Raw genomic sequence first — 12425 nt, 5'->3', positions numbered from 1 at the left:
CTGTAGAGCCATTGCGAGAGCGGGCCAGCCTCAAGACCGACCCGTTTGTAATGATCGCTGATGGAATGCAGCAGTGCCCCGATCGCATCTGGTTCGGTCTCGACCTTGCTTTCCTTCAGGATCCTACCAGTGGCATCCATGATGCAGACGCTGGTAGTGCGGACGGAGACATCGAGGCCGACGAACAGATCCATGGCAGGGCTCCTTGACCACTTAAGCTTCAGGAGCCTGCCCGGAGATTGATAACCTGTCACTCCCATGCCGGGAGCGCCGCGGGAGCCCCAATCATCCGATCTTTCTTTTTGGATTGTTGGCTTCAAGCTCTCTCCTCCAAAAGCGCGAAATGGACTTCCGCAAAAAGAGCCCTGTCAGCAGGGAATAATCTGACAAGGCTCAGTGTGGGTCTCGGGAGGAAGTATCTGAGCCCAGCAAGAACGATAGGTGCTCTCTCCAAATTGTCCTTAACCTACATCACAACGCTATAGTTGTTCATTTGAGCTGCTTCATCGATCAGCAACCTTCTCTTCACCCTTCCCTTCCATCCCCTGGCAGGACGAAGGTCGCTGACTAGCCCATGAAAAAGGGCCGCGCCCGGTCTTATGACCATGTTCGCGACCCTTGAGCTCGTAGTTGCCCCTACGGCAAGATCCGCAGTATCTGATTTGCATGAAGTACCGCAACGGCATATGGCGCACCTCTTAAGTCGTAGGACAAACGGCCTATATCAGCGGGCCCGTCTCTATGTAATATTGCCTGCCCGGTCGAGATTTGCCCCTACGGCCGCAGCCTTAGAAGCGCCGCGCAGGCGCTTTTCTTTTGCTTCGAGACCTGACGGAAACTCGGATTCAGATTTAAGCCGCGCCGCCTCTTGGCCCCTTCCTGCTCGAGCCTAGGCACTCCGACGAGGTTTGACAGACCATCGAAAGGAAGTCGGAAGCGGCTTATACTTTGGTATGACGCCGCCGCATGTCAGACCTCCAGAACGAACGCTTCTATTGTGCACTGCGTGGGCATATTGCTGCATCGCAAGGCAAGAACACAGGCCGCTGCCCAAAAAGCCGGCAAACTTATAGGAGCTTCCCATGTTCGTTTCGGTCATCCTCGCCAAAGTACGCGCCTACCTCGTCTATCGTGCGACGGTTGCCGAGCTTTCCGTTCTCTCGGATCGCGAGCTCACCGATCTCGGCATTTCCCGTTTCGAGATCGCCAGTGTCGCTCGCCAAGGCCTCGCTGCCTAAGTTCAGCTGTATCGCAGCAACTGTCCTCGCCCGCCTCTCGGCGGGCGTTTGCGTTTCAGATGCAAAAGCCCCTTCCCGCCCCTTTCATGACAGGGAGGTGAGGGGTGGGCAGAAAGTTTGCATTCCTTCTGATCCCAATAGGCAATTCAGCTTATCAACTAAATGTGAGGCCTCGGTCGCGTTGTGCGATCATACAACTGTAATCTATTAAGAATAAAAGCTGAAATAGCGAAAATTATCCACAAAGACTACCTCTATGAATAAACGTCCTCCCCCGGCTTACCAATCGTTTCTCGCCAGCAACTCAAATATCATTTCCGATGACAACTCCAAATCGGAAAGTAGTCATCACATGCTGACAGATCAGGAGACGCAGATCATGCGTCTGTTGATGAGCGGTCTCTCGCTAGCTGAGGTAGCGAAACGTCTTGGTGTAGATGAAAGCTTAGTTAGAGCCCGAATTAAATCTATTCTTGATAAAGCGAAGAAGGCCCAAGGATTATCGGGCGACAGACAAACTTGACAATAGGGTGTCTCCTTCTGCTTCAGCTTACTAGGGACATAACCTGTTAGCCCGCTCGGCCATTCGGCCTAATTGTCGCCCGGTATCGCGTTAAGATAGGCTCCCGTCCCAAGATGCTGACCTAGGGAATGCTATGACGCGCGAGCACCTTGAGAACGTCGCAAAGGCGTTCTTCAATGTCGAACATGATAACGAGTGGCATGACGCGTCGGTGAGCGTCCGGAATGACTATGTTCACCTAGCGCAGACAGCGCTTTTGCTCATGTCCGAGGCAGCGGCTGAGGCACGTTCGTGTCACAAGCGGAAGGCTCTGGCCCGCATTGAATTGGCTAGTCATATCTCAAAGAACATTGGCTGAAGATAATCAGGGTAGCCTAGCTATCCCTTCACCTCTCTATGCATCCCCATCATAGCTCTTGAGATCCGCTACCTCGTAAGAGCGTGGCTTGTCTCCGAACAATCTGTTCGCCTGAGGCATTTCCTGCCCCCGGTCCTCATCTGCCCCACGGATCGCAACTAAGCGCCCGCCTATTTGGGGCGCTTCTTTTTGGGCTGTTTGCGCCCGTCGCCCCCTCTCACCTCTCCCCTTACTCGGAAGGCGATGTCACTTTAATCAAGACCGGACGCATTGAGGCAGATTCTGCCACTTGAACCACTCAGGCGGCGAGGTTGGCCGCGCCTTTCCATTCCGTCATTGCGGTGAGGCGGTGAAGATGGGTGGCAAGGGCGGAGCGTCGAGTGCGGGGCGGAACGAAGAGATTGCGCACAGCGGAGAACACACTGACTTACTGCTGCAGGCCTCCCACAGACCGAAAGCCCTGCATCATTCTCTCCCGCTTTCGCAACGGAACATGCGAATTCTCGGCTCGGTTATTCAGGCCCTTGTGAGCCCGGTGCTCAATTGAGGGCATGATCTGACGCCGGGCCGACGCATAGGAGCTCAACTTATCGGTGATCAATCGGCGGGGCGGGCAGCCCTGCTTCTTCAACAGCCGCTTCAGTAAGCGCTTGGCTGCCTTGGTGTCGCGCCGGCTCTGGACGATTTTGTCAAGCACATAGCCATCCTGATCGACGGCCCGCCACAACCAGTGCCTCTTGCCAGCAATGGTGACCACAACCTCATCGAGGTGCCAAACATCACGGCGGCTCGGCCTTTTACGCTTGAGGCGGCGGGCGTAGTCTGGCCCGAACTTCAGGGCCCAGCGGCGGACGGTCTCATAAGAGACGAGGATTCCGCGCTCGAGCAGCATCTCCTCGACCAGCCGCAGGCTCAGAGGAAACCGGAAATACAACCAGACCGCATGGGCGATGATCTCAGGCGGAAAGCGGTGGCGCTTGTAGCTGACAGGCTTGCTCATGCTGGCCCGACTACACGGTCGCGGTCAAACCCGAGTTAACGTGACAACACCCTTGGCGTCGTCCCAGCCCGGGGCTCGTTCAACGGGACAGGCACGATCGGCACTTCATTCCAGGCTGGCGGGGCGGAGTTCGCGCCGGGCCGGTTCGTCTACTGCGACGCAGATGGAGTCATCGTGAGTTCCCGGAGATTACACGACCTCTGAAAGCTCCCAACAACCGGGTCAACGCGCCTGCCCTGTGTCGAAGCGCGCCTGGAGCTCCTCAAAGGAAGTCAGCTCGCCCGCGATGGCGCTGGCTGCGACCGTGGGCGGGCTGGCAAGCCAGACCTTTCCAGGGCCCGAGCGACCCGGGAAATTCCGGTTGATGGCGCTCACGGTCACCTGATCGGTGCTGGTCGATGTGCCGGGACCGCAATTCGCACAGGCGCCACACGCCGGCTGGAGGATTTCGGCGCCAACCCGCGAGAATGCGTCAAGATAACCCTTCTCGATGCAGTAGTCCCGGACCGCTGTCGTGCCGAACTGAAGGAAAAGCTTGATATGAGGCGGGATCTTTAGCCCCCTCTCTGCCGCCCACGAGAGGACCTCGTGGTAGCGGTCGAAATCCTCCCGCTTGCCGGCGGTGCAGGACCCGCCATAGGCGATGTCGATGGCAACACGCTGCGGCAGCTTGGAAAGATCGAGACCATTGCCGGGGTCCCCGGGAGCCGCAACCATGGGCGATAAGGCCGAGAGGTCCACACGGATCACCTCCGCATAGGCGGCCCCCTCGTCGCTACGCATCCACGGCTCTATCGTGGCATCGATCCCGCGATGTTCCTTGAGGAACCGAACCGTCTCCGCATCGGGTTCGACGATCCCGGTAAAGCCTCCCAGTTCGGCGGTCATGTTGGTCAGCGTCGTCCGCTCGTCTGTGTTGAGCTGCGCGATGCCGGTGCCGCCAAACTCGAAGACCTTGCCGACGCCTGTTCCCATCTTGAGCCCGGGCAAAGCGAGTAGGTGCAGGACGATGTCCTTCGCTGTGACGCCGCGGGGCAACGTTCCCGAGAGTTCTATGCGCAGGACCTCCGGTACCGTGATCCGTACCGCACCCGTGACCATGCTGTTCGCGATATCGGTCGTGCCGACGCCGAACGCCAGGCAGCCCAGCGCCCCGCTGTGCGGGGTATGGGAGTCCGTACCGACAATCAGTTGGCCGGGCAATGCGTACTGCTCCGCCATTAGGGCATGTGAGATGCCCTCGGACCCTTCTCCGCCCGGCAGGTAACCATGCGACCGCAAGCCATAGTCCGCCACGAACTCCCGGTGTGCCTGGGACAGTTCATGGACCTGGGGAAGCAAACCACGCTCAATGTGCACACGGCTCCGGTGTGCATAGGAGTAATGATCCTCAAAGACGATGATCGACTCCGGCTCGTGGAGGCGGACGGGCTTGCCGAACGTTTCATGCAGCATGTAGCTGCACATTCCGGTGTAGATGTCGTGGATGAACCGGATGTCGGCCCGAACGAAGCCCCCTGTTCCGGGCGTGAGGTCACCAGGGCTATCGGCGGTTTTTACCACATGGCGAGCCAGGATCTTCTCGAACAAGGTCTGCGGCCCCTGCCCGTCCGACAGGCTTTGGAGGGCCGAAACGGAGTGCTGGCGCTCCCGGCCGTAGCGCAGCAGGCCACCACTGCGTAGGACTGCGGCCGCAATGCTGTCGCGGTCTCCGACCAATTCCTCGACATCGATCTCCTCTCCGCGTCGGATCCGCTCGATCAGGCCGAAGTCAGTCGACGTGAACAGGCCGACATTGTCGGCATTCTGGCGGTAGATGCGCTCGAAGTTTTCAGCGATGACGAGGCGAATGCCGGCTGCCTTCTCGGCCACCGGGCTGTGCTCCCGTGACGAGCCCTTGCCGTACCGCTTGCCTCCGACCGTGGCGGTGAAGCCGCCCTGCCTCGCTGCGTCCAAACCAATCGGCAGCCGATCGCCCGCCTTGAAGCCAGTGTAGGGATGACTGGCCAGCCGCTCGTCGAAGTAGACAAGCGACGGCAGCGGCGTGATTTCGTCGGTCGAGACGTCGTCGCGAAGCTGCCCAGCCTGCTCCAATGAGAAATCTGTCCCAGCAAGCTGGGCATCAACCTTGTCGGGATCGGCCGACAGGAAAAGGATGCGGCCGGGGAAGGTGACCCTGGTCATGCGCTTGCCTGATCGAACTGTGGCTGCCACCGCAGAAGGTAGGCCTGGATCCGCCGCACACCAATGGCGAGCAGGATGCCAACCACCATGAGGACGAAGATCGCAACCATCATCTCGGACGCGTTAGCGCGGGCTTCGGCTTCGACGATCAGCTTGCCGATGCCGCGCTCGGCACCGATAAATTCGCCCACAATCACGCCGATCAAGGCAAACGACACCGCCGGGGTCAGGGAGGCGAACACCCAGGCGAGCGTCGATGGGATCACCACGGTGCGGGTGACCGTCCACGAGTTAGCCCCGAGCAGCCGCGATGCCGCGATCTGATCCCGGTCCACCGCACGGGTGCCCTCGAACGTGTTAAAGAACACCACGAAGAACACCACGATCCAGGCCGTTACGATCTTGGAGATGTCGCCGAGGCCGAACATCAGGATGATGAGCGGGACGAGGGCAATACGCGGAATCGAATTGAACGCGACGATGTAAGGCTCGAACACCCGCGACAGGAAGTCGGACCGACCAAGGATCAGCCCCACCGCAATACCCGAGAGAGTGCCGCCGAGAAAACCCCAGAACGTGTTCTTGAGCGTCACCGCCGTCGCCATCCAGATGTTGTTGGCATCTTCGGCAAGGCACGCCGTCATGCTGCTCCAGCCGTGGAGCGTACCGCCTCGATCCGTGAGGCAGCCCAGGCGCAGGAAGCTCTTCCAGATCTCGGACGGCTTGGACACGAAATACGGGTCGAGGAAGTTGGGGACGTAGGGCTTGAGCGCCGCAAACGCCCGCAGGTCGTAGCCCCACTGCCAGACAGCAAGAAGCAGGAGCAGGATCGCCACCCGCCAGAGCAGGACAGTCGTCGAGGATTGCGTGGATGCCATGAGTCTCACTCCGCCTTCGTCTTGCGGAATTCTTCGCCGAGCGAATGCCAGATATGGGAGAACAACCGCGCGAACTCGGGACTTTCGCGCAGGGCCACAGCATCCCTCGGGCGTTCCAGCGGGACCTCGAAGTCCTCCTTGAGGCGTCCGGGCCTGGCGGACAGGAGGATGATGCGGTCCGCCAGCGTCAGGGCCTCGCCGAGGTCGTGGGTAACGAACAGCACGGTCTGGCGCTCGCGCTCCCACAGTTGCAGCAGGATGCGGTGCATCTCGAGCTTGGTATGGGTGTCGAGAGCACCGAATGGCTCGTCCATCAGCAGGATCTCAGGCTGCGTGATCAGGGTGCGCATTAGCGCGACGCGCTGGCGCATACCGCCCGACAGGGTTCGCGGGAATGCCTTGGCGAAGCCAGTGAGGCCTACCTGATCCAGCGCCTCGGCCACACGGGCCCGGCGCTCACCTGTTGGCGCGCCGGCGATCTCGAGCCCGTAGCCGACATTGGCCTCGACCGTGCGCCATGGGAAGACCGTGTCCCGCTGGAACACGTAGCCGATCTCGCGCCGCACCTGACCCTGTTCCATCGGCTTGCCATCGATGAGGATGTTGCCACCGGTCCGTGGGATCAGCCCGGCGACCATGTTCAAGATCGTGCTCTTGCCGCAGCCCGACGGACCCAGGAGCGCGACGAACTCGCCGCGCCCAATGTCGAAGGACACCTTATCGACGGCGGTCACCTTCGCGTCGCCGCGCCCGAAGGCCTTGTCGAGCGAACGCACGGAAACTCGTACGTCCTTGCGTGCGGTCACAGCCTTCGGCGTCGGCTCGGCCGTCGTGTAGAGCCGGGCACCCATGTCAGGCTTTCTTCTGCGCGGCGTCGAGGAAGCGCATGTCGACCACATCCTCGTATTTCATCGGCGGAATATCAGTACCGTTGCGGTACCACACGCGACCTCCGCGATCGAAATCCTCCTTCGTGATGCGGCCGTTGTAGTCCCAGGTGTCTTTGTCGAACGCCAGTTCCGCCTTCGCCGATGCTGGGTCGATGGAGCCGTAGTACTTGGTTCCGAGGAGAGCGAAGACCTCGTCCACGGGCGTTTCCTTCACCCAGCGCATGGCCTTGTACAGTGCGTTGATGGTGGACTGCACAAGGGCGGGGTTCTGCTCGATGGTGTCCTCGAGCGTGTAGAACGCGAGGACTGGCAGGTTGCCGCCGAAGTCCTGAGCGACGACACCCGGCGTGCGGACGTCGTACAGTGTCTTGCCGAATCCGTTGCGCTCCGCTTCCAACTGCCACGCAGGAGGCGCCATGATGACGTCGAACTGCTTGCTTTGCAGGCCGGCGAGCATGGTCTTGCTGCCCCCGCCCGCAACCCAGTTGATGTTCTGTCCAAGCTTGCGTGCCTCAAACACGTATGTGCCTAACATCCACGTTCCCGAACCGATGGCAGTTGCGGCCACGATAGGCTTGGCACCGTCTGGACGCTTCCATTGGCCGAGCTTATCGACGGTGTTGATGCCCTGATCGAACAAATCCTGCCGGATCACCATGTTGGCGGTGGACGGAACCATCTGGGTGGCAAGGATCAGCTTCGCTTTCTTGCCGCGGTTCGAGAGCTGGAGCGGATGGCTGCCGTCGCCGTGAGCAAACAGCGCGTCTCCTGCGGCCAGGGTCTGGCGCGAGCGGGCGCCGGCATCGGTGATGACGGTTTTGACGTCGACCCCTTCATCCTTGAAGAAGCCCTTCTCGACCGCCACGAAGGTGAGCGCGTAAACGGGCAATGCCGGTCCAAACGTGATGCTTGCCGGCGTTGCAGCTTGAGCAAGGCGCGGGAAACCGAGGGCCCCTGCGGCAGCGGCGCCGCCAGCAGTGGCGATAAAATGTCGGCGATTGATCATGCGTTTTCCTCCTGGTTTTAATTTGGGGGATCGATCATCCATGCCTTTGTTTCTGTGGCTTCTCTTGACGATCGACTTCCCTACGAAGCTTTAAGACCTACTCATATCTGCCAACCTGCATGTGTCTCTGCGTGAGAGCGTTGTCTGCACATCGTGAGTCAGTCTCGATGCATCAGCCGATGACCCGGAGACCCGACCTGAACTTCTCGGCATTTCGGACGTAGTTTGCTGCGGACCTCCGCAGACCTTCCAAAGCCTCAGGGTTTAATTCCCGGATGACCTTGGCGGGGGCGCCGACGATGAGAGATCCGTCGGGGAACTCCTTCCCTTCGGTCACTAGGGCATTCGCGCCGACAAGGCAGTTTGCGCCAATCCGGGCGCCGTTCAACACTGTGGCTCCCATGCCAATGAGAGAGCCACGTCCAATGGCGCATCCATGGATAATTGCATGGTGCCCAATGGTGACTCCTGCCCCAATGGTGAGCGGGAAACCCGGGTCGGTGTGCAGCATAGCCCCTTCCTGAATGTTCGTCCCGTCTCCGATGTCAATCAGTTCGTTGTCACCCCGCAGAACGGCACCGAACCAGACGCCGACGTCGCGACCGAGCCGAACGCGGCCGATGACGTGAGCGCTCGGAGCAATCCAGATCTGATCAGCGTCCGGGAGTTCCGGCACCGTGTCACCGAGTGCGTAAATCGGCATCTGCTGCTGTTCCTCTCCAGTCTCGCTGGTCTGATGGTCCGAGCCCACGCTGCCCCTGGTCAGGCGGCCGCCGGGGACTGGTGGGCCGGCACCGAGACGATGCCGTCGGCAACCATCTTGTTGATCTCCGCCTCAGAGAAACCAGCCTCTTGCATGACCTCGATCCCATGCTCGCCCGCACGCGGGGGCTGGCGCCTCAACCCAGGGCGACCCGTGCCAAGAGTAACGGGAAGCGCCGGAAGCCCAGCCTCAGGAACAACCGGAGTACCACCCGGAGCGCCCTCGGCACTTCTGAGATCAATCGGCAATAGCCCTTCCGATGCCAACAGGTGTGGGTCATCGAAAAGGTCAGCCGGGCGTGCGATGGGAGCGAAAGGCAAGCCGAGAGCCTCACACCTCGCCATCAGCTCGGCCTTAGGCAGCTTCCTGAAGACCTCCGCCACGCGCTGGCGGATATGCGGTCGTGCAGCCGCCAACTGCGCCATGGTTGCAAGATCGGGATCGGACAGGAGATCGTGAAGCCCGAAAGCCTCGCAGAACCCACGCCATTGGCTCTCCGTAACGGTTCCGACAAAGACCTGCTCACCTTCATCGGCGGAATCGAAGACGTCATAGACGGGCCAGGGTTTCTTCATGTCCGGGTCGCCGAACGGCTCCGGATTGCGGCCCTCAATGGCCGCCCGGGCCATGTGCTGCGCCACAAGCACCATATTGGTTTCGAACAGGCCCGATTGAACGAGAGAGCCGCGGCCGGTCCTGTCGCGCTCCCGCAGCGCCGCCAGAACGGCCACGGCCCCGAACGTCCCCCCCAAAATGTCGTTGACGGAGGCGCCTGTTCGGAGGGGCCGGCCGGGAGGGCCGGTCATGTAGGCGAGCCCGCCCATCATCTGGACGACCTCATCGAGAGCCGTGCGATGCTCATAAGGCCCGGGCAGGAATCCCTTGAGGGAGCAATAGACAAGACGCGGATTGATCGCGGACAGTGCAGCGTATCCGAGTCCGAGCTTTTCCATAGCTCCTGGGCGGAAGTTCTCGACAATGACATCCGCGCTTGCGGCGAGCCGACCGACGAGTGCCGCCCCAGCGGGACTCTTCATATCGACGCAGATGCTGCGCTTGTTCCGGTTGTAAGTTGGGAAGAAGCCGATGGCCGCGCCCGTGAGACGTCGCGAATTGTCACCGGCAGGACCGGGCTCCACCTTCACGACATCGGCGCCGAGATCAGCCAGAATCATTCCACAACTCGGCCCCATGATCATGTGGCTGAATTCGAGGACGCGGATTCCGGCGAGAGGCGCCGGCGCTTGCGGGGTGTGTTGGGTCAAAGGTGCGGACAACTTGTAAACATCCTCAAGATTGTCAGGACGGCGTCGGTGACGCCCAGTCCCGCTATGCGGCGGCTGACGACAAGCGGTAGGTACGGGGAATGCCGGCGGCCGCGACCCGGCCCTGAAGCTTTTCGCTCGGAAGTCCGGCTTGAAGGACCTTGCGGGCTTCAAGCAGTGCCTCCAGGTCAATTCCGGTCGACAAGCCTTCCGATTCCAGGAGATAGACAAGGTCCTCCGTTGACACGTTGCCAACGGAGCCGGGCGCGAACGGGCAGCCGCCAAGGCCGCCGAGGGCTGCATCGAACCCGCGCACGCCCTCCTCGAGAGCCGCGAGGACGTTGGCCAGAGCCGTACCGAGAGTGTCATGCAGATGCAGGTTGCCGAAGGTCGTGTTGCCGATCTCGGCCTTCACGGACCGTACGAGGCGGCGAATGTGAGACGGGCTTGCGTACCCTAGGGTATCAGCTAGGGCGATCACGTCCGCGCCCGTCTCGGCCAAGGAGGCCGCCAATGAGATGACATCACGCTCGGGGACGATGCCTTGGAGCGAGCAGCCGAAGGCCGTCGAGATGCCGACCTCGATCCGGGGCGCACCGCCTCCCAGGGACCGGGTCCACTCGACAACGCGCCTGACCTCCGCAACCTGCTCGGCCCGTGACCGGCGCACATTGGATTGGCTATGAGCCTCGCTCGCCGACACGGGCAAAATAATGGATTGCGCTCCAGCAGCCGCCGCGTTTTGCACGCCACGCAGATTAGGAGCGAGGACGATGACGCGCAGGCTCGGGTGAGCCGAACGGACAGCACGGGTCACTTCGGCCGCATCCGCCATCTGCGGCATTGCCGCCAGGGGGACGAAGCTGGCGACTTCCATCTCGCGGATGCCCGCTGCTGTCATCGCGGCGATCCAGTCAAGCTTGGCTTGTGTCGGCATAATCGCCGACGCGTTCTGCAAGCCGTCGCGGGGGCCGACCTCGCGCACCACGACGGCCTCCGACTTGGAGCTGATCTCCATGGCGTCTCCTCGGGCGTAGTCTTGCTTTTGTCGTTCGACACAGACTGCCGACGTGAGAGCAGAAGGAGAAGCGCTATTTCGCGGACACAGCGTCCGTCGTTCGCGAATGCTCGACCTCAGCCGGTTCGCCTTGCGAGGCGGAAAGGTAGTCGAGCAGCAGGCGCGCCGAAGGCGTCAGCATGGTGGCCGGGCAACTGACCAGTCTCACTTGCCGCTGTGCCCAGGGCTCAGCCAGCCGAACACCGACAAGGCGCAGGTCAGGATTGTAGGTTGGCAGAACACCATCCGGGATGATGGCGAGGTCATGGCCGGCGGCGACGAGCCGGGCGGCGGCCTCGACCGTCGCGACGCGAAGGCGCGGGCGCAGACGCACCCCAAGACGCTCCGCGGCCTCTTGCAGAAGCAACGTCATGGCGCCGCCCTCGATGATCTCGATCAGGGGGTGGCCAAGGACTTCCGCAAAGCGCAGGCTCTGGCGCGTGGCCAGCTTATGCCCCATTGGCATGACGACGAGGAGTTGGTCAGAGCGCCAGGATCGTGCCTCCAGTCCAGTGGGGACGGTTCCGCCAACGGTAATAATTCCAATATCCGTTTGGCCCTCGACGAGGTTTCGCAGGACGGACAGACTCGTAACTTCGCGCAGCTCGACACTGACCCCGGGATGCTCGACGGCAAAAGCCGCCAAAGCTTCCGCGAGTGGATGTCCGGCGAGGACCGAGAGGGTCGCGTGGAGACGCACACTGCCTAGTCCACCTTCAGCAACCGCACGGAGGTCCTCTCCAAGGCGGGCACCGAAAGCGAACATTGTGCGAGCATGCCGGGCGAGCAGTTCCCCTGCCACCGTCGGCGTTACACCTCTTGCACCCCGGGTTAGGAGTTGGACCCCGAGTTCCGTCTCTAGATCCTGAATGCGTTTCGCGGCGGCCGAAACGGCGATGCCGCATTTCTCGGAGGCACGGGTAACACTCCCGCATTCGATGGCAGCAAGAAAGATACGCAGGGTTGTCCAATCCGGCAGGTTCATTGGCCTATATTCGGCAATGCGCTCTTTCGTGCAAGGACCGCCGTGGGAAGTCGGTCTTCTTTGGCGCGAGCACACGAATACCTCTCTTAGGTCTCCTGTGGGTCTTGGTCGTGTCAAAATGCTTTCGCAAAAGACGGATTGCGGCTTTCCCCGCTCCAAGGCCCTTCACCATCATGGGCGAGCGCGGATTGGCTTATCGTCGATGGAATGAAGCTCCCATCGCCTCTGAAGCGAGGATCCGGCGTGTCACAGGCGTGATGACGCGGGCAGAACCCGCC

Annotated in this window: 10 protein-coding genes and 3 pseudogenes; 3 read left to right on the top strand and 10 right to left on the bottom strand. The window is 61.1% G+C overall.

Annotation, left to right across the window (positions count from 1 at the left end; translation table 11 throughout):
- Positions 1-194: pseudogene (locus tag ACXJKO_RS25195) on the bottom strand (IS110 family transposase); the annotation flags it as partial.
- An 888-nt stretch (positions 195-1082) separates the two neighbouring features.
- Between ACXJKO_RS25195 and ACXJKO_RS25190 the strand changes: the two are divergent.
- Positions 1083-1238, top strand: a complete 156-nt coding sequence (locus ACXJKO_RS25190) for a DUF1127 domain-containing protein (RefSeq protein ID WP_457093808.1) — start codon at positions 1083-1085, stop codon at positions 1236-1238.
- Between the two features lie 256 nt (positions 1239-1494).
- On the top strand, positions 1495-1761 hold the full coding sequence (locus ACXJKO_RS25185) for a LuxR C-terminal-related transcriptional regulator (RefSeq protein ID WP_457093807.1): 267 nt from the start codon (positions 1495-1497) through the stop codon (positions 1759-1761).
- A gap of 656 nt (positions 1762-2417) precedes the next feature.
- Here the strand turns inward: ACXJKO_RS25185 and ACXJKO_RS25180 are convergent.
- Positions 2418-3119: pseudogene (locus ACXJKO_RS25180) on the bottom strand (IS6 family transposase).
- A gap of 63 nt (positions 3120-3182) precedes the next feature.
- Between ACXJKO_RS25180 and ACXJKO_RS25175 the strand changes: the two are divergent.
- Positions 3183-3323: pseudogene (locus ACXJKO_RS25175) on the top strand (RraA family protein); the annotation flags it as partial.
- 18 nt (positions 3324-3341) lie between these two features.
- Here ACXJKO_RS25175 and ACXJKO_RS25170 read toward each other — a convergent pair.
- The 8 genes from ACXJKO_RS25170 to ACXJKO_RS25135 all read right to left on the bottom strand — a co-directional run bounded on the left by ACXJKO_RS25170 (position 3342) and on the right by ACXJKO_RS25135 (position 12147).
- On the bottom strand, positions 3342-5303 hold the full coding sequence (locus ACXJKO_RS25170) for an aconitase family protein (protein ID WP_457093806.1): 1962 nt from the start codon (positions 5301-5303) through the stop codon (positions 3342-3344).
- Positions 5300-6181 (bottom strand): ABC transporter permease, encoded by an 882-nt coding sequence (locus ACXJKO_RS25165; protein WP_457093805.1) that lies wholly within the window; start codon positions 6179-6181, stop codon positions 5300-5302. Before ACXJKO_RS25165 ends, ACXJKO_RS25170 begins: the two co-directional genes overlap by 4 nt.
- Before the next feature lie 5 nt (positions 6182-6186).
- Complete coding sequence (locus tag ACXJKO_RS25160) at positions 6187-7032, bottom strand: ABC transporter ATP-binding protein (RefSeq protein WP_457093804.1); 846 nt, start codon at positions 7030-7032, stop codon at positions 6187-6189.
- A 1-nt stretch (position 7033) separates the two neighbouring features.
- The gene (locus ACXJKO_RS25155) at positions 7034-8077 is read right to left on the bottom strand and encodes an ABC transporter substrate-binding protein (RefSeq protein ID WP_457093803.1); all 1044 of its coding nucleotides are present in this window, start codon (positions 8075-8077) and stop codon (positions 7034-7036) included.
- A gap of 172 nt (positions 8078-8249) precedes the next feature.
- Positions 8250-8780 (bottom strand): gamma carbonic anhydrase family protein, encoded by a 531-nt coding sequence (locus ACXJKO_RS25150; RefSeq protein ID WP_457093802.1) that lies wholly within the window; start codon positions 8778-8780, stop codon positions 8250-8252.
- A 59-nt stretch (positions 8781-8839) separates the two neighbouring features.
- Complete coding sequence (locus ACXJKO_RS25145) at positions 8840-10105, bottom strand: CaiB/BaiF CoA transferase family protein (RefSeq protein ID WP_457093809.1); 1266 nt, start codon at positions 10103-10105, stop codon at positions 8840-8842.
- 64 nt (positions 10106-10169) lie between these two features.
- The gene (locus ACXJKO_RS25140) at positions 10170-11123 is read right to left on the bottom strand and encodes a hydroxymethylglutaryl-CoA lyase (protein ID WP_457093801.1); all 954 of its coding nucleotides are present in this window, start codon (positions 11121-11123) and stop codon (positions 10170-10172) included.
- Between the two features lie 73 nt (positions 11124-11196).
- Positions 11197-12147: a LysR family transcriptional regulator gene (locus tag ACXJKO_RS25135; protein WP_457093800.1), complete on the bottom strand. Its 951-nt coding sequence runs from the start codon at positions 12145-12147 to the stop codon at positions 11197-11199.
- Between the last annotated feature and the right edge of the window lie 278 nt (positions 12148-12425).

This window comes from Microvirga sp. P5_D2, assembly GCF_054049475.1.
This window is presented reverse-complemented; position numbering and strand designations above follow the sequence as displayed.

Bases quoted from the DNA above. Each gene is read 5' to 3' on its own strand.
- ACXJKO_RS25135 (WP_457093800.1), bottom strand. From the start codon at position 12,147: ATGAACCTGCCGGATTGGACAACCCTGCGTATCTTTCTTGCTGCCATC.
- ACXJKO_RS25155 (WP_457093803.1), bottom strand. From the start codon at position 8,077: ATGATCAATCGCCGACATTTTATCGCCACTGCTGGCGGCGCCGCTGCC.
- ACXJKO_RS25185 (WP_457093807.1), top strand. From the start codon at position 1,495: ATGAATAAACGTCCTCCCCCGGCTTACCAATCGTTTCTCGCCAGCAAC.
- ACXJKO_RS25150 (WP_457093802.1), bottom strand. From the start codon at position 8,780: ATGCCGATTTACGCACTCGGTGACACGGTGCCGGAACTCCCGGACGCT.
- ACXJKO_RS25165 (WP_457093805.1), bottom strand. From the start codon at position 6,181: ATGGCATCCACGCAATCCTCGACGACTGTCCTGCTCTGGCGGGTGGCG.
- ACXJKO_RS25160 (WP_457093804.1), bottom strand. From the start codon at position 7,032: ATGGGTGCCCGGCTCTACACGACGGCCGAGCCGACGCCGAAGGCTGTG.
- ACXJKO_RS25170 (WP_457093806.1), bottom strand. From the start codon at position 5,303: ATGACCAGGGTCACCTTCCCCGGCCGCATCCTTTTCCTGTCGGCCGAT.
- ACXJKO_RS25140 (WP_457093801.1), bottom strand. From the start codon at position 11,123: ATGGAGATCAGCTCCAAGTCGGAGGCCGTCGTGGTGCGCGAGGTCGGC.
- ACXJKO_RS25190 (WP_457093808.1), top strand. From the start codon at position 1,083: ATGTTCGTTTCGGTCATCCTCGCCAAAGTACGCGCCTACCTCGTCTAT.